The 17,100-nt window shown below is 64.5% G+C and carries 13 protein-coding genes and 1 pseudogene; 10 read left to right on the top strand and 4 right to left on the bottom strand.

Going from position 1 to position 17,100, the window contains the following annotated elements:
• Positions 1 to 125 precede the first annotated feature (125 nt).
• Complete coding sequence (locus ACVOLZ_RS10395) at positions 126 to 2,699, bottom strand: EAL domain-containing protein (protein ID WP_481516059.1); 2,574 nt, start codon at positions 2,697 to 2,699, stop codon at positions 126 to 128.
• 197 nt (positions 2,700 to 2,896) lie between these two features.
• On the opposite strand from ACVOLZ_RS10395, the gene ACVOLZ_RS10390 reads away from it, so the two are divergent.
• From ACVOLZ_RS10390 to ACVOLZ_RS10375, 4 genes are read left to right on the top strand one after another with little or no spacing between them, the layout of a single operon-like run.
• Entirely contained in the window at positions 2,897 to 3,688 is a 792-nt protein-coding gene (locus tag ACVOLZ_RS10390) for a lysophospholipid acyltransferase family protein (protein ID WP_481516058.1), read from the top strand.
• Between the two features lie 57 nt (positions 3,689 to 3,745).
• A complete protein-coding gene (locus ACVOLZ_RS10385; RefSeq protein ID WP_481516060.1) occupies positions 3,746 to 4,732 on the top strand; it encodes a YheT family hydrolase in 987 nt (328 codons plus the stop codon).
• 58 nt (positions 4,733 to 4,790) lie between these two features.
• Positions 4,791 to 6,860, top strand: coding sequence for a tetratricopeptide repeat protein (locus ACVOLZ_RS10380; protein ID WP_481516057.1), 2,070 nt, complete (start codon positions 4,791 to 4,793; stop codon positions 6,858 to 6,860).
• A gap of 13 nt (positions 6,861 to 6,873) precedes the next feature.
• On the top strand, positions 6,874 to 7,485 hold the full coding sequence (locus tag ACVOLZ_RS10375; RefSeq protein ID WP_481516056.1) for a YbhB/YbcL family Raf kinase inhibitor-like protein: 612 nt from the start codon (positions 6,874 to 6,876) through the stop codon (positions 7,483 to 7,485).
• A gap of 127 nt (positions 7,486 to 7,612) precedes the next feature.
• Here ACVOLZ_RS10375 and ACVOLZ_RS10370 read toward each other — a convergent pair whose 3' ends face one another.
• A complete protein-coding gene (locus ACVOLZ_RS10370; protein WP_481516055.1) occupies positions 7,613 to 8,422 on the bottom strand; it encodes a DUF4377 domain-containing protein in 810 nt (269 codons plus the stop codon).
• Between the two features lie 84 nt (positions 8,423 to 8,506).
• Entirely contained in the window at positions 8,507 to 9,301 is a 795-nt protein-coding gene (locus ACVOLZ_RS10365) for an undecaprenyl-diphosphate phosphatase (protein WP_481516054.1), read from the bottom strand.
• Between the two features lie 211 nt (positions 9,302 to 9,512).
• Between ACVOLZ_RS10365 and glnA the strand changes: the two genes are divergently transcribed.
• The 3 genes from glnA (at position 9,513) to ACVOLZ_RS10350 (ending at position 13,154) form a co-directional block, all read left to right on the top strand.
• Positions 9,513 to 10,922, top strand: a complete 1,410-nt coding sequence (gene glnA, locus ACVOLZ_RS10360) for a type I glutamate--ammonia ligase (RefSeq protein ID WP_481508675.1) — start codon at positions 9,513 to 9,515, stop codon at positions 10,920 to 10,922.
• 378 nt (positions 10,923 to 11,300) lie between these two features.
• Positions 11,301 to 11,639 carry a P-II family nitrogen regulator gene (locus ACVOLZ_RS10355; protein ID WP_481508674.1) on the top strand — a complete coding sequence of 113 codons (339 nt, stop codon included), beginning with the start codon at positions 11,301 to 11,303 and terminating at the stop codon, positions 11,637 to 11,639.
• 90 nt (positions 11,640 to 11,729) lie between these two features.
• A complete protein-coding gene (locus ACVOLZ_RS10350) occupies positions 11,730 to 13,154 on the top strand; it encodes an ammonium transporter (protein ID WP_481516053.1) in 1,425 nt (474 codons plus the stop codon).
• Between the two features lie 209 nt (positions 13,155 to 13,363).
• Here ACVOLZ_RS10350 and ACVOLZ_RS10345 read toward each other — a convergent pair.
• Positions 13,364 to 13,486, bottom strand: a pseudogene (locus ACVOLZ_RS10345) (DUF6500 family protein); the annotation flags it as partial.
• A 343-nt stretch (positions 13,487 to 13,829) separates the two neighbouring features.
• On the opposite strand from ACVOLZ_RS10345, the gene ACVOLZ_RS10340 reads away from it, so the two are divergent.
• From ACVOLZ_RS10340 to ntrC, 3 genes are read left to right on the top strand one after another with little or no spacing between them, the layout of a single operon-like run.
• Positions 13,830 to 14,567: an N-acetylmuramoyl-L-alanine amidase gene (locus ACVOLZ_RS10340; protein ID WP_481516052.1), complete on the top strand. Its 738-nt coding sequence runs from the start codon at positions 13,830 to 13,832 to the stop codon at positions 14,565 to 14,567.
• A gap of 28 nt (positions 14,568 to 14,595) precedes the next feature.
• Positions 14,596 to 15,651: a two-component system sensor histidine kinase NtrB gene (locus ACVOLZ_RS10335; RefSeq protein WP_481516051.1), complete on the top strand. Its 1,056-nt coding sequence runs from the start codon at positions 14,596 to 14,598 to the stop codon at positions 15,649 to 15,651.
• Positions 15,644 to 17,089 carry a nitrogen regulation protein NR(I) gene (gene ntrC, locus ACVOLZ_RS10330; RefSeq protein ID WP_481516050.1) on the top strand — a complete coding sequence of 482 codons (1,446 nt, stop codon included), beginning with the start codon at positions 15,644 to 15,646 and terminating at the stop codon, positions 17,087 to 17,089. The genes ACVOLZ_RS10335 and ntrC overlap by 8 nt, the downstream gene beginning before the upstream one ends.
• Positions 17,090 to 17,100 lie beyond the last annotated feature (11 nt).

The raw sequence follows: 17,100 nt of genomic DNA, 5'->3' as shown, positions 1-17,100 counted from the left end.
GCCTACGGCAAAGGGAGGGGGTAACGCTGCGCTCCCTCCCTTTGCCGTAGGCAAGGGGAGGGCTGGGGAGGGGTCGCTTTTGCCGGTGCTGTTGTACCCGCACCCGCACCCGCAGCAACCTCCAACTAAGCCAACACCGCCACCGGCAAATGCTCGCGAACCCAGTCGGCCAGGGCCGGTGCCGGCAATGCCGGGGTGAAGTGAAATCCCTGCGCGATCTGGTAACCCTGCGCGCCGAGCAGGCGTAGTTGCTCCAGGCTTTCCACGCCTTCGGCAACAACCTTCAATTGCAGGCTCTGGCCGATGTGGGCGATGGCCTGGGTCAAGGCGCTGGCAACCTTGTCGCCTTCAATGCCGCGCACGAAGCTGCGGTCCAGCTTGAGCTCGCTGATCGGCAACTGGCGCAGGTAGCTGAGGCTGGAATAGCCAGTGCCGAAGTCGTCCATCGACAGCCGCACGCCAAGTGCATGCACCTGCCGCAGCGTCTGCAGGGTGATCGGGTCACCATCAAGCAAGACGTCTTCGGTGATCTCCAGGATCAGGTCGTCGGCGCTCAACGACTCCTGCTGCAGGATCTGGCTGATGCAGTCCGGCAGCGCCTCACTGTGGAAGTTGGTGGGTGAAAGATTCACCGATACCGATGGCACCTCCAGGCCTTCCAGGCGCCAGCGGCCCAGCTGCCGGCAGGCTTCGCGCAACGCCCATTGGCCGAGGTCGCCGATCAGCCCGGCCTCTTCGGCCAAGGGGATGAAGCGGATCGGCGGCACGCTGCCCAGGCGTGGATGCTGCCAGCGCGCCAGCGCTTCGACGCTGTGCAGGCGGCCGCTGTGGATCTCGATCTGCGGTTGGTAGTGCAGCTGCAGTTGGCCTTGTTCAAGCGCTTCACGCAGGGCCGCTTCCAGCGCCATGCGTTCCTGCGCGCACTCGTCCATCTCGCTGCTGTAGAAGCGCACGCGGTTGCGGCCGTTGTGCTTGGCCTGGTACATGGCGACGTCGGCATGGTGCAGCAGGGAATCCATGTTGTTGCCGTCATGCGGGAAGATGCTGATGCCGATACTGGCAGAGGGCCGGATTTCCAGATCACCCAGCGCCAGCGGCAGGCCCAGCGTGCGCAGGATGCGCTCGCTGCGTTCACTGGCGGCAGGCACATCGCAGCGGTTGAGGATCACCACGAATTCATCGCCGGAGAGCCGGCCGACGATGTCCATCGGCCCGGTTTCTTCCTGCAGGCGTCTTGCCACGGTGCGCAGCAGCTCGTCGCCGCCGGGGTGGCCGAAGGAGTCATTGATCTGCTTGAAGCGGTCCAGATCGATGAACATCACCGCCATTGTCTGCCCGTGGTGACTGGCGGCGGTGATGGCCTGGTCGGCCTGGGCATGCAGCAGGCTGCGGTTGGGCAGGCCGGTGAGGTCGTCGTAGAAGGCCAGCCGGCGGATCCGGTTGCGTGCTTCCTCGCGCTCCAGCGCCAGCGCGCATAGATGCACGATCACTTCGACCAGCCGGTGGTGGAAGCTGTCCGGGTCGTAGGGCTGCCGGTAGTAGAAGGCGAAGGTGCCGAGCACCCGGCCATCGTTGGCCTTGATCGGGGTGGACCAGCAGGCGGCCAGGCCGTGCTGCAGGGCCAGATGGCTGATGCCTTCCCAGTTGGGGTCGGTGGCGATGTCGCGGCTGAGCACGGTCTGGCCGCAGTACGCGGCAGTGCCGCAGGCGCCGGTTTTTGGCCCCACCGGCACGCCGTCCACCAGCCGGGTGTAAGCCTCAGGCAGGCTGGGCGCAGCCAGATGGCGCAGTCGCCCGTCTTCTACCCGCAGCACTGAGCACAGCACCTGCGGGGCGATCTTCTCCACCTCCAGGCACATCATCTGCATGACCTCGGCGGTGGGTACTTCGCGCACCATCGCATCGAGCATCTTGTGCTGCAGGACTTCGTGCACCTTGGTGCGGGTGATGTCCATCAGCACGATGACCAGATTCACCAAGGTGCCGTAGTCATCGAAGATGGGGTTGGTGCTGACCGAGCACCATAGCGGCTGCCCGTTCTTGCGGTAGAGCCGCTCGTCGGCGCGGATCGGCTGGCCGGCCAGCAGGCGCGCGGTATAGGCGCTCAACTGTTCGGACGAATAGCTCTCCGGTGCCAGCAACGCCGGCACGTACTGACCCATCGCCTCGGCGTCGAGGAAGCCGAACAGGCGCCGGAAGCCCTTGTTCAGATGCACGATGCGGCCTTCGGCATCGGTGATCAGCACCGCACTCTGGGTTTCATCGAAGCCCAGCGACAGCAGGCGCTCGCGTGCCTGTGCCAGGCGACGCGCGGTGACGTCGCTGACCAGCACCATGCGGATGTTGCGTTCACCGTCGGCAATCTGTGACATGGAGACGCTGATCCAGCAGGTGCTCTGGTCCTTGCGGATCATCTGGATGTCGTGTGGATCGGCGACCAGCTCCTGCACGCGGTTGCTGTCGCCCGGGTACAGGCGGGTGTTGTAGCGCTCGCGCATGCTGGCTGGTGCCAGCGTGCCCAGGTTCTTGCCCTGCAGTTCAGTGCGGGACCAGCCGGAAATCTCCTCCATGGCATGGTTGACGTACAGAATGGTGTTGGCGTCGTCGAACAGAATCACGCCATTGCCGATCTGTTCCAGTGCCGCCGAGAACAAATGCAGCATGTCTTCTGTCGATGACAGCAGCTGCCGGTCCATCATGCCGTCCCCCTGAACGATAGTGTTGTTGTACACACTTCATGCCGGGAATGTTGCCGGCGTACCCTCAAAACCCGGGCCGACCGGTACTTCCTGCCGATAGTGTGGCACGGCGCACCCTTTGGCAGCGTCTTCGGGAATGCCAATCGGCATGGTCCCCGTGCTGGCGGAAGCCGGACCGCATCCGGTATCGTGCGCGGATGACTTCCCCCCGTCCCGCCCGCCAGGGCGGTGTGGCCCGCGTGTTCCGTTACTTGTACCGCGCCCCGCTGCTACTGGTTCACATTGTCCTGTTCCTGCCGCTGATCCTGCTGCTGATGACGCAGCCGTTGGGGCGTATTGGCCCCGCCAGCAACCCGCTGGAAGAGCGGGTGGTGCGCTGGTGGTCGGGCGGTTTGATGTGGATCTTCGGCTTCCGCCTGCAGCGCTATGGCCAGCCCTTGCCGGGTGCGGTGCTGTTTGTCGCCAACCACGTCGGTTGGGTCGACATCTGCGTGATCCACAGCCAGAAGATGGTTGGTTTTGTCGCCAAGCGCGAAATCGCCGGCTGGCCAGTGGTTGGTTGGGTCGCCAGCCGCGGCCACACCATCTTCCACCAGCGCGGCAACACCGAGTCGCTGGGCGGGGTGATGGAAGAAATGGTCAAGCGGCTGCAGGAGCAGCGTCCGGTAGCGGTATTTCCGGAGGGACGTACCCGCGGTGGCAAGGAGGTGGGGCCGTTCCACGCGCGCATCTTCCAGTCGGCGGTGGAAGCCGGCGTGCCGGTGCAGCCGATCGCGCTGCGTTACGGCGTGCGCGGTGACGCACAGACCACGGTGGCGTTCGGGCCGGGCGAGAGCTTCGCCGGTAACTTCCTGCGTCTACTGGGTGAGCCAGCACGACGTGGCGAGGTGCATTTCCTCGAGCCCATCGCCATCCAGGATCTGGAAGGTCGCCGGCGCATCGCCGAGACCTCGCGCGCGCGCATCGTGGCGGTGATGGAAGGACCGTAAGGTGCAGATCGCGGCCAACGCTGAGTTGGGCAGTCAACGCCCACCGGGTCGGTCATGCTGAGCGCCTGCAACTACCAGCCGCCGCGCTGGCTGCGCAATCCGCATCTGCAGTCGATGCTGGCATCCAGCCGGCTGCGCTTGCGACGTGGCCGCCAGTTGCTGGCCGCCAGCGGCGCGGTCACCCAGGAGCTTCTGCTCGACGGCGGCGATGGCGTGCGCCTGCAAGCCTGGCACAGCCGCCCGCAGGGCGCGCCGCCAAAGGCGCTGGCGCTGCTGTTGCACGGCTGGGAAGGCAGTGCCGAGTCCAGCTATATGCGCATGACCGCCGCGCGCCTGCTGGAGCAGGGCTTTGATGTGGTGCGGCTGAACTTCCGTGATCACGGCAATACCCATCATCTCAACCCGGGCATCTTCCATTCCTGCCGTATCGAAGAAGTGGTGCATGCCGCTGCCGATGTGGCGCAGCGCTTTGCCGGCCTGCCAATGGTGGCCGCAGGTTACTCGCTGGGCGGCAATTTCGTGCTGCGGCTGGCCTTGCACGCACCCGCTGCCGGGGTGCCGTTGCGGCATGTGGCCTCGGTGTGCCCGGTACTTGACCCTGCGCTCACCATGGACAGCATCGAGCGTGGTCCGGCGATGTACGACTGGTACTTCCGTCGCAAATGGACCGGCTCGCTGCGCCGCAAGCGCGCACTGTTCCCGGAGCTGGCCGACTGCGATGACAGCGTGTTGAAGCTGGATATCCGCGCGCTGACTGGCTGGCTGGTGGACCGGCATACCGATTTCGGCTCGCTGCAGGAATACTTCGATGGCTACTCCATTGCCGGTGACAAGCTGGCTGGGCTGCAGGTGCCGGCCGACATCCTGATGGCCGCCGATGACCCGGTGATTCCCTTCACCACGTTCGATCATTGGCGGCTGCCGGCCGATGCCCACTTGGAGATTGCGCGTTGGGGTGGCCACTGCGGTTTCATCGAGAACCTGCGTGGCGATGGCTTCTCCGAGCGCTGGGTGGCGCAGCATTTGGCCGCTGCCGTCAGCTGAACCCAGCAGCAGCGGCCGGGGCCGCTACAATGCGGGTTTGCGCTAACGCTGGACCGCCATGCAAGACAAGATCATTGAAGCCCTGCGCCGTAATGCCACCGATGAGGCCGTGACCCTGGCCCGTGCATGGGTTGGCGCAGAACCGCAACAAGCCCAGGCCCACCGCTGGCTGGCGCTGGCGCTGCAGCAGCAAGGCCAGCTGGAGCAGGCCCAGGCAAGTCTGGAGCAGGCGCTGGGCTTGGCCCCGGATGACGCCGCGCTGCATCTGCAGCACGCAGGCCTGTTGCTGGCACAGCGTCAGATCGACGCCGCCGGGCAGGCGCTGGACCGCAGCACCGCGTTGAACCCCAACGAATTCTCCGCCTACCTGATGCAGGCGCATCTGGCGTTGGGCCGCGATGACGTCGACGAGGCCGACCGTCTGGGTCGCATGGCTGCGCGTGTCGATCCGGACAGCCCCGAGTTGGGCGCGATTGAAGGCATGGTTGCGCTGCGTCGTGGTGATGCTGACCGCGCATTGGCGATTCTGTCGGCCGCTGCTGCCAAGCTGCCAGGTGATGTCCGCGTGCTGTACGCGTTGGGCTTCGCCTATCTGGGCAAGGACATGTTGGCCTTTGCCGAACAGGCGTTCCGCCGCGTGATCGAGTTGAACCCCGATAACCACGCGCTGCGTGGCCTGGTAGTGCAGCTGCTCCTGCGTCAGGGGCACCTGGACCGTGCAGCGGAAATGATGCGCGAGGTACTGGCTACACCACAGGGTGATACCCCGGGCATGCGCCGCCTGGCCGGCGAGTTGGAACTGGTCTCGGGTCAGCCACTGCAGGCACTGGAACACCTGCGCCCGCTGCTGCTGCAGGTGCCGGGTGACCGTCCCACGCTGCAGATGCTGTTGATGGCGTGGCAGCGTCTGGGCCGCGAGGAAGAAGCCCGCAGCGAACTGGAAGCCGCCGTGCAGGCGCACCCGCAGCTGCATGATCTGTGGATGGCGCGCCTGGCCGTGGCCCAGGTGGGCAGCGAAGAAGCCATTGATGTCGTCGACCGCTGGCTGACAGCGATGCCTGAGCACCTGCCAGCGCTGGAAGCGCGCATGAGCCTGCACGACATGAACGACCAGGCCGAAGAGGCCGAAGCCGTGGCCCATCACATCATCGCACTGGAGCCGGGCCGGATCAGTGGCGAGCAGCGCATTGTTGAAGCGTTGTTGCAGCGCGAGCCAAGCGCGGCTATTGCGCATGTGCAGGGGCTGGTGGATCGTGCACCGGAGCAGACGCGCATCGGTGTGCGTGGCTGGCTGGGCGCTACCCAGGACCGCGCTGGCGACCGCGCCGGTGCGCTGGCTACCTGGATGCGCGTACACGAAGAAATGGCGCCCAACCGTCTGCCGCTACCGCAGCAGGCGCGTGCACCGGCCGAATGGCCGGCGATGGGCGAAGTGGCTGACGACAACCCGGTACGGCCGATCTTCCTGTGGGGCGCCCCGGGTTCGGGCGTGGAGCGGGTGGCAACGGTGATGTCCGCCGGCAGCCGCGTGCTGCGCGATGACCGCTTCGGGCCAACGCCTCCCAATGATGGGTTCCAGAACTTCCTGACCCTGCAGCGCCTGGCCACCGATGCACTGACCCCGGAACAGTTGGTGCAGCAGTGGCGCGAAGCGCTGCCGGCACGCGATATCGAAGACGGCAACGTGATCGACTGGCTGCTGTGGTGGGATAACGCCCTGCTGTGGGCGCTGCGCCCGCAGTTGCCGGAAGGTCGCCTGATCATCGCCCTGCGTGACCCGCGCGACATGCTGCTGGAATGGCTGGCGTTGGGTGCGCCGGCGCCGCTGGCAGTGACCTCGGCCAGCGAGGCTGCACAGTGGCTTGCGCGGGCGTTGGCCCAGGTCGCGTTGCTGCATGAGCAGGATCTGTATACCCATATGCTTATTCATACCGACGACGCGGTGAATGATCCGGCGGCGATGGGTGCGCTGTTGGAACAGGTCTTTGGTGTGCGGTTCCCGCCGGTGCGCAATATTGGCCCGGGCACCATTCCGGCTGGCCATTGGCGCAATTACACACAGGTATTGGCGTCGGAGTTTGCAGTGCTGACCCCGGTCGCGGTGCGTCTGGGTTATCCCGAAGCCTGATCAAGGAACAATGATGAAACTGGACAGTCAGAGTTTTCAGAACGGGCAGCCGATTGCGGCCGAGTTTGCCGCAGGCGATGCCAATGGCTTCGCTGGCAACCGCAACCCGCAGTTGGCGTGGAGCGATGTGCCGGCAGGCACGCGCTCATTCGCGCTGATCTGCGTGGACCCGGACGTGCCGACCGTGGCTGAGCTGGTCGGTCGCGATGACGTCAGCATTCCGCTGGATCAGCCGCGTGCCGACTTTGTGCATTGGGTGATGGTGGATGTTCCTGCAGAGCTGCGCGAGATCGCCGCCGGCAGCTGCAGCGATGGCTTCACCGCGCACGGCAAGACCCAGCCGGCCGGCCCGGCCGGTGCACGCCAGGGCATCAATGATTACACCGGCTGGTTCGCCGGCAACGCGCAGATGAGCGGCACCTATTACGGTTACGACGGCCCGTATCCGCCATTCAACGACGAGCGCCTGCACCGCTATTTCTTCCGGCTGTTCGCGCTGGATGTGGAGCGCCTGCCGGTAGATGGTGCATTCACTGCTGCCGACGTGTACCTTGCCATGCAAGGCCATGTGTTGGCCGAAGCGTCGGTGCATGGCACATATACGTTGAACAAATCGCTGGCCTAGATCGGTAGTGCCGAGCCATGCTCGGCAGAGGCTTTCCCGGTAATGCCCCAGCCGAGCATGGCTCGGCTCTACAAAAACAGAAAGGGCGCCTTGCGGCGCCCTTTCTGTTTGCGTAAGCCCTGTGGGCTTACTTCGCCATTTCCGACATCACCACCATGTCCAGCACATAGGCCTGCGACGGTGCATCAGCCGGCGGGTTCTTGATCTGGTAGCGCTTCAGACGCAGCACGTTGCGCACGCCCGGCTCGTGGGTGTAGCCCTCGATGTTGCCGTAGAAGTTGGTGAACTCACCGCGCTTGCCCTGTTCCAGACCCTGCTCGTTGTACTTCACTTCACGCACCTGCAGGCAGGTGGCGTCCTTCATCAGCGGGTGCGGGCAGGGCTTGGTCTGCGGCTCCACTTCCATGAACACGATCTCACCCGGGCCGCCGTAGCGGGTTTCGGCGGTCGGCTCGGCGCGGAAGCTGAGCACGTCGCCCTTGGCGGTGACCAGGGTCATTGCCGAAGCGTCCAGTGCACGCACGGTCAGCTTGCCCTGCAGGCGCTCGCTGATCAGGCCGTCAACCGCCATCAGCGGGCCCTCGCAGGCCTTGTTGGTGGACATCAGGTTGCCGACGGTCAATGCACCGGCTTCCAGCGTGTAACCGCCGCCGATGTTGTTGCAGGCGTTGCTGACCGACAGGCGGTTGTCCTTGAAGTCCAGGGTCAGCGGCTTGTCAGCCTGCACGAACAGGCCGTCGATGCGCTTGCCGCTGGCGTCCACGGCGTTGTCCAGCAGCCAGTGGTTTGCGGCCAGCTGGGTGGTGTCGAGGTTCGCGGCAGGAGCGGCGGTGCTGGTGTCGGGGGTGGCTGCGGTTTCGCTCTTGGTGGTAGCCGGCGGATTGCTGCAGGCGGTCATGAGGGCGATGGGCAGTGCCAACAGAAGAATGCGCTTCATGGTGAACTCCTTGTGGTGCGTTGGAAAAGTCAGGACGTCAAACGGCCATGGCCGGATGACGGGGTTGCACTTGCTATTGCACGTTCAGTTACCAGCAGGCAAAAACAACAGCAGGCCGAAGCCCAATGCAATGCGGTATAGCGCGAAGCCGGTGAAGGGACGGCGTTTGATGTAGCTCAGCAGCCACTTCACCACGATGAAGCCGGTGACCGCCGCTGCCACGAAGGCTACGCCTACGTCGGTCCAGTTTTCGTTGCCCAGCTGGCCCTTCTTGAACATCTCAAGCAGGGCATAGCCGCTGGCCGCGAACATGGTGGGGACGCCGACCAGGAAAACGAATTCGGCGGCCGCGGAGCGACGGGTCAGGCCCAGCAGCAGGGCCATGAAAATGGCCGCGGCCGAACGCGAGGTGCCGGGGAACACGCCGGCCACCACCTGCGCCAGGCCAACTGCCACGGCAACTTTCCAGGTCACGGTGTCGCTGTCGGGCAGGCGCCCGGCAAAGCGTTCGGCAACCAGCATCCAGACGCCGCCGATGACCAGCGCCCAGGCTACCGGGGTGACGGTTTCAGGCAGTTCCCAGCCGGCCAGGCGTACCGGCAGGCCGACCACGGCGGTGACCAGGAAGGCCACGCCCAGCTTCATCACGTAGTCGCGGTTTTCGCGCTCGTTCAAGCCGGTGGCCAGCGACCACAGCCGCTGCCGGAACGCCAACACCACGGCCAGGATGGCGCCGGCCTGGATGACGATGTTGAAGAAGTCCGAGCGCGCGCCCAGCCAATGCTGGGCGATCAGCAGATGGCCGGTGCTGGAAATAGGGAGGAATTCAGTGAGGCCTTCGAGGATGCCCAGCAGGAGGGCGGAGAGCAGGTCGGACATTAGGGTTTGGATGGGAAAAGGCGGGCACAGCATAGAACATTAAGTGTTACGCACCTGAATGGTGCATCACACGAAATAAGCACCAAAATGGTGCTTATAACGGCTGACACTACTTGTGTGATGGCAATAAAAACAATGAGTTGCCGCGCTTTAGAAGTTGGCACGCCATTTGCTTTGACACATGCACATCATCCATCCGAGGTTGCACCCGATGTCGCTGGAAAACGTTGAGAAGCTGATCAAGGACAACCAGATCGAGTTCATCGACCTGCGTTTCGTCGACATGCGTGGCATCGAGCAGCACGTGACCTTCCCGGTTTCGATCATCGAGCCGACCCTGTTTGAAGAAGGCAAGATGTTCGATGGCAGCTCGATCGCCGGTTGGAAGGGCATCGCCGAGTCGGACATGGTGCTGCTGCCGGACGCCGACAGCGCCTATGTCGACCCGTTCTACGCCGACCCGACCCTGGTGCTGATCTGCGACGTGCTCGACCCGGCCACCATGCAGGGCTACGGCCGCTGCCCGCGCGGCATCGCCAAGCGCGCCGAGTCGTACCTGAAGTCCTCCGGCATTGCCGACCTGGCGTTCTTCGGCCCGGAACCGGAATTCTTCATCTTCGATTCGGTGCAGTTCGCCAACGACATGGGCAACACCTTCTACAAGATCAACTCTGAAGAAGGCGCCTGGAACACCGGCAAGAGCTACGACGGCACCAACACCGGCTACCGTCCGACCGTGAAGGGTGGTTACTTCCCGGTGCCGCCGACCGATTCGCTGCACGATATCCGCGCCGAGATGTGCAAGGTGCTGGAAAAGGTCGGCATCGAAGTCGAAGTGCACCACCACGAAGTGGCCAATGCCGGCCAGTGCGAGATCGGCGCCAAGTTCAACACCCTGGTGACCAAGGCTGACGAACTGCAGCGCATGAAGCACGTCATCAAGAACGTCGCGCACCGCAACGGCAAGACCGTCACCTTCATGCCCAAGCCGCTGGTCGGCGACAACGGCAGCGGCATGCACGTGCACCAGTCGCTGGCCAAGGGCGGCAACAACCTGTTCTCCGGCGACGGCTACGGCGGCCTGAGCCAGATGGCGCTGTGGTACATCGGCGGCATCTTCAAGCACGCCCGTGCGATCAATGCCTTCGCCAACTCCGGCACCAACAGCTACAAGCGCCTGGTCCCGGGCTTCGAAGCACCGGTGATGCTGGCCTATTCGGCCCGCAACCGTTCGGCTTCGTGCCGCATTCCGTGGGTGTCCAACCCGAAGGCACGCCGCATCGAAATGCGTTTCCCGGATCCGATCCAGTCCGGCTACCTGACCTTCACCGCGCTGATGATGGCCGGCCTGGACGGTATCAAGAACCAGATCGACCCGGGTGCACCGAGCGACAAGGATCTGTACGACCTGCCGCCGGAAGAAGAGAAGCTGATCCCGCAGGTCTGTTCCTCGCTGGACCAGGCACTGGAAGCGCTGGACAAGGACCGCGAGTTCCTCAAGGCCGGCGGCGTGATGAGCGACGACTTCATCGACGCTTACATCGCGTTGAAGATGAAGGAAGTCACCGCGTTCCGCGCTGCGACCCATCCGCTCGAATACCAGCTGTACTACGCAAGCTGAGTTCACCAGCTGATGTAACGGCGGCCATCGCATCGCGCTGGCCGCCGGCAACACCAGGTGTAGTTACTAGCTGTTTTTAGGCGGCGTTGGCGTGGACCCTCCCCCTCCCATCTGCGTCATCGCCGCCGCCTTTGTTGCTGGGGAGCACAAAGGTGATGCAACAGCCAGCAGCACACCTGCAGGGGCAAGAGAATCCGAGCGCGCGGCATGGGCCACTCCTCCCTCCCGCGTGGTTGTAGCGGCCGGTAGCAATGCCGGTGGCAACAGCCAGGCCCATGATGCGTTCGGCGCAACAGCCAGCGGCCGCACAACGGCCGGTGGAAGACATGATGCCGGCCCGCAGCCGCAGGCCGGTCTCCTCCACATCGGGACATGCGCATGAAATTAATCTCCGCGATCATCCGTCCATTCAAGCTCGACGAAGTGCGTGAAGCCTTGGGCGCCGCAGGCGTTTCCGGTATCACCGTCACCGAGGTCAAGGGCTTTGGGCGGCAGAAAGGCCACACCGAGCTGTACCGTGGCGCCGAATATGTCGTCGATTTCCTCCCCAAGATCCGCATTGAAACCGCGGTCACCGACGACAACGTCGATGCCGTGATCGAAGCCCTGCAGGGCGCTGCTGGCACCGGCAAGATTGGTGACGGCAAGATCTTCGTTACCGCGCTTGAACAAGTGGTGCGTATCCGCACCGGCGAAACAGGCGCCGACGCGCTTTAAGAACCCGCTACCGACCCGTCCTCCGGCGGCAGCGACCGCCAGATGACAACAGGTCGCTGGCAGGTTCCACCCCCACAACCGGAGTCGACAATGCGAACGGAATTTTTCACCGGGTTGAAAGCCCGGCTCGGAGGCCTGTGCCTGTCATTCATGCTCACCGCGATGTTGCTGGGCATGTTTTCGAGCAGTGCGTGGGCACAGGAAACACCGGCACAGCCCACTGCCGCGACTGAAGTGGCTGCACAGCCGGTGGAGGCCGCAGCGGCACCTGCTGCAGAAGCCGCTGCCGCACCCAGCTTCGACAAGGGTGACGTGGCCTGGATGCTCACCGCCACCTTGCTGGTCTTGATGATGGTCGTTCCCGGTCTTGCACTGTTCTATGGCGGCCTGGTGCGTGCAAAGAACGTGCTGTCGGTGCTCAGCCAGGTACTGGTGGTGTTCTCGTTGATCCTGATTCTGTGGGTGGCCTACGGCTATAGCGCGGTATTCAGTGCCGGCAACGAGTTCTTTGGTTCGTTCACCCAGTTCGCCTTCCTCAAGGGTTTCACGCCGGACTCGGTAGGCAATACGCCGATCGCCGGCCTGCCGGACTTCCTGTTCGTTGCCTTCCAGTCGACCTTCGCCGGCATCACCACCGCGCTTATCGTTGGTGCGTTCGCCGAGCGCATCAAGTTCCGTGCGGTGCTGTTGTTCTCGGCACTGTGGTTCACCCTGAGCTACATCCCGATGGCGCACATCGTCTGGGGCGGTGGCTTCCTCGGCAAACTGGGGGCGATCGATTTCGCTGGCGGCACGGTGGTGCATATCAACGCCGGTGTCGCTGGTCTGGTGGCGGCTTGGTTTGTCGGCAAGCGTTTGGGCTATGGCCAGACCGCATTGAAGCCGCACAACCTGCCGCTGACCTGGATCGGCGCAATGCTGCTGTGGGTGGGTTGGTTCGGCTTCAACGCCGGCTCCGCTGCGGCTGCTGATACCGTGGCCTCGCTGGCCTTCATCAACACCGTGTTGGCGACTGCTGCTGCGGTACTGGGTTGGACGTTGGTGGAAGCCATCACCAAGGGCCATCCGTCAGCGCTTGGTGCAGCCTCGGGTGCGGTGGCTGGTCTGGTTGGCGTAACGCCGGCCTGCGGCACCGTCGGTCCGATGGGCGCCATCGTCATTGGCTTCGTCACCGGCATCGTCTGCGTCTGGGGCGTGACGGGTCTGAAGCGCCTGTTGAAGGCGGACGACACCGCTGACGTATTCGGTGTGCATGGTGTGGGCGGCATTGTTGGCGCCATCCTCACTGGCGTGTTCAGTGCACAGTCGCTGGGCGGCACCAAGGTTGATCTGGATATCGCTCATCAAGTGTGGGTGCAGGTGGTCAGCGTTGGCTTCACCGTGTTGTGGTCGGCCGTGGTCACCGCTGTGATCCTGCTGGTGGTCCGTGCCCTGGTCGGCCTGCGCGTAAGCGAAGAAGCCGAGCGCACCGGTCTGGACGTCACCACCCACGGCGAATCGGCGTACGAGGTCTAACCGCTTAAGCCCCGATCCCGCAAAGAACCAAAGCCCCTCGCCCGTTTACGGGAGAGGGGTTGGGGAGAGGGCGCTCTCGGCGCGACAAATGACGCTCTAACATCCCTGCAATTGCATCAATAGCCCCTCTCCCGCCTGCGGGAGAGGGGTTGGGGTGAGGGCAGCTTTATGGCATTCCCGGGAAGGCACCTGCCGAGCATGGCTCGGCACTACAGGCCTTCCGCCAGCACCAGCGACTTTACCTTCTCAGCCTTCTCGAAGTGATCCAAACGATGGATCAAGATCCACCACGTAGCCGCTTCCATCAGCAGCTCCGGATCATCATTCCGATTCGAAAAAAACGCCTAGAACGACAGCCCAACCGTCGGCCCCTTCGTCGCGATCTTGGCATCGCAGACCGCAACGATTTTCTGTTTCAGTGAATCACGCATTGCCTCTCCAGCAGTTCGCCGAACAACAAGTCTGCATAGCGTAGACACAACGGCCAGCCATCCCCAGCGGAAAGAGTTTTGAACATGCAGTGCATGTTCCGCGCCGGCATCACGCCGGACTCCCCAACTCCCTGAGCAGGCCCTCCAATGCACGCATTCAATTCCGTCGCATCTGTTGGCAACGTTTCCGCCACATGCCAGACCGCACTTGCAAAGCCACGCTTGGCAACGTGCAATGGTCTGCATGAAGACCAAACTGCTGCTGCCGCTCGCCCTGTTGGCCACGCTGACTGCCTGTACGTCAACGCCGGAGCGCAATCCGCTCGCGCAATGGGTGCCGTCGCCGAACTACAACGACCGCCAGCCGGTGCTGATCGTGTTGCACCACACCGAGCAGGATTCGGTGCAAGAGAGTCTGGACACGCTGCGCAGCGCCAACAGTGGCGGCAAGGTCAGCTCGCACTACCTGGTCGGCAGCGATGGTGAGCTCTATCAGCTTGTGGCCGATGGCGAACGCGCCTGGCATGCCGGCGGTGGCCGCTGGGGCGGCTTCACCGATCTCAACTCGACCTCGATCGGCATCGAGATCGACAACAACGGCGACAGCCCCTTCACCCAGCCGCAGATCGCCAGCCTGCTGCGCCTGCTGGATGACCTCTGCAAGCGCTACAACATTCCGCGCAGCCAGATCATCGGCCACGCCGACCTGGCTCCTACCCGCAAGGCCGATCCCAGCCGTTACTTCCCGTGGCAGCAGCTGGCCGAAGCCGGTTTCGGCCTGTGGCCGGACCCAAAGCATGGCCCGGCACCGGCCGGCTTCGACAGCTGGATGGCGATGCAGGCCTTCGGCTACGCGCTGGATGACCGCGCTGCCGCTGCGCGCGCCTTCCACCGTCGTTTCCGCGGCAGCGACAGCCTGCCGGCCGAGCTGGACGCCGAAGACGCCCGCATCCTGCATTCCCTGCTCCAGCAGAAGCAGTGATGCGCTCGCTTTGCACTATATTGGTGCAATGACCGACGCTGATTTCTCGCCTTCGCCGGATTTGCTGGCCACGCCGTTGGTCTGGAGTGGTGTGGACGGGCGTATCCAAGGGGCCAACCCGGCGTTCTGCCGCTGGCTGGGGGTGAGCGTGCGGCGCCTGCTTGGCCAGCCGCTGGTGTCGCTGGAAGCGCAGGGCGAGGTCCTGGCGCAGCGCCTGGCCAATCCGGCCACCGACCTGACCCGCCTGCCGCGCCTGACTTTGGCGCTGCCGGGTGAAACCCCGCGCTTCGCTGATGGGTGGTTGAGCGCGGTGGAGCAGGGCGGTTGGCTGCTGGAAGCGCATCCGGTGGACGAGTTCCAGGGCGCCGACCCGGCGCAGGTACTGCCAGGCGCATTCAGTGCGGCCTTGAAGGGCCTGGCCCACGAGCTGCGCAATCCGCTGGCTGGCCTGAAAGGCGCCGCCCAGCTGCTGGCACGTCGTGCCACCGGCCGCGATGCCGACGAGCGCGAGCTGATCGAACTGATCGGCGCCGAGATCGAGCGCCTCAATACCTTGCTCGAACAGCTGCTGTCGCCGGCCCCGCAGCGCCCACATGCGCCGCTGAACATCCATGCCGCGCTGGAGCGGGTGCTGCGACTGGTCGAGAACGAAGCCGGCTGGTCGGTACGCCTGCTGCGTGACTACGACCCCAGCATTCCCGAGTTCCCAGGCGATGGAGACCGCCTCACCCAGGCGCTGTTGAATCTGGTTCGTAACGCCATTCAAGCTGGTGCTACCAGCGTCACCCTGCGCACCCGTGTCGAGCATGGCCTGCGCATCGCCGAACAGCCCTACGCGCTGGCCCTGCGACTGGAAGTGGCCGACGACGGCCGCGGCGTGCCGGAAGAACTGGCCGAGCATCTGTTCCTGCCGTTGGTCAGCGGCCGTGCCGAAGGCACCGGGCTGGGTCTTGCCTTGGCCCAGCAAGTAGCGCGCGAACACCGCGGCACCTTGAGTTACCGCTCGCGCCCAGGCCACACGGTGTTTACCGTGCTGTTGCCGTTGCCTGCCGCCGAGGAAGCGCCGGAGGTGGGCGATGCATAAGTCCACACAGGCCGCGACCGTGTGGGTGGTCGATGACGACCGCTCGGTGCGTTTCGTCTTGACCACCGCGCTGCGCGACGCCGGTTACACGGTGCAAGGCTTCGACAGTGCCGCCGCCGCCCTGACGGCGATGGAACAGCAGCCGGTGCCGGATCTGCTGTTCACCGATGTACGCATGCCTGGTGACGACGGACTGGTATTGCTGGACAAGCTCAAGACCGCGCATCCGCAGCTCCCGGTGATCGTGATGTCGGCCTATACCGACGTGGCGAGCACCGCTGGTGCTTTCCGTGGTGGCGCGCACGAGTTTCTGTCCAAGCCTTTCGATCTGGACGATGCGGTGGAGCTGGCGCGACGCGCGCTGCCCGAAGCGGAAGAACTGCCTGCGCCTATAGTCACGCCTGCACCGGCCAAGAACGAAGAGGGCCCGCCACAGCTGATCGGCGATACGCCCGCCATGCGGGCGCTGTTCCGCGCCATTGGCCGGCTCGCACAGGCGCCATTGTCGGTATTGATCAACGGCGAGACCGGCACCGGCAAGGAACTGGTGGCGACCGCATTGCACCGCGAGTCACCGCGCGCCAAAGGCCCGTTTGTCGCGCTCAACACTGCCGCGATCCCGGCCGAGCTGCTGGAAAGCGAATTGTTCGGTCACGAGGCCGGTGCCTTCACCGGCGCGACCAAGCGCCATATCGGCCGCTTCGAGCAGGCCGATGGCGGCACCTTGTTCCTCGATGAAATCGGCGACATGCCGCTGGCCCTGCAGACCCGGCTGCTGCGCGTGCTGGCCGAAGGCGAGTTCTTCCGGGTTGGCGGCCGCGAGCTGATCCGCGTCGATGTCCGCGTGGTCGCGGCCACCCATCAGGATCTGGAAACACTGGTCGAACAAGGCCGCTTCCGCGCCGATCTGTTGCATCGGTTGGACATGGTGCGCTTGCTGCTGCCGCCGTTGCGCGAACGCCTTGGCGATGTGCCGCAACTGGCCGAGAACTTCCTGCTCAACGCCGCGCGCCGGCTCGACATGCCGCCCAAGCGTCTGTCGGGTGCAGCGGTAAAGGCGCTGCGCGAGCACAACTGGCCGGGCAACGTCCGTGAGCTGGAAAACGTCTGCTGGCGCCTGGCCGCGCTGGCGGTCGCCGACACCGTATCGGCCGACGACGTGCAGGCCGCATTGAACCGTGGCGGCCGCGCCGCAGCCGGCACCACCGCGGTCACTCCGGAGCACTGGGACCGCGCATTGGCGGCCTGGGCCCGGCAGCGCCTGGCCGAAGGCGCCAGCGGCCTGCATGCCGAGGCACGCGAGCGCTTGGACAACGTGCTGCTGGAAGTGGCACTGGATTTCACCGACGGCCGCCGTACCGATGCCGCAACCCGGCTCGGACTCGGCCGTAACACCGTTACCCGCAAACTTGGGCCCGGACGCCGTCGCGGTAGTTGAGCGCGGCACCG

The sequence above is a fragment of the Stenotrophomonas sp. STEN020 genome (genome assembly GCF_056760195.1).
Note: the sequence above shows the minus strand (reverse complement) of the source record. Positions and strands in the feature narration are given on the sequence as shown.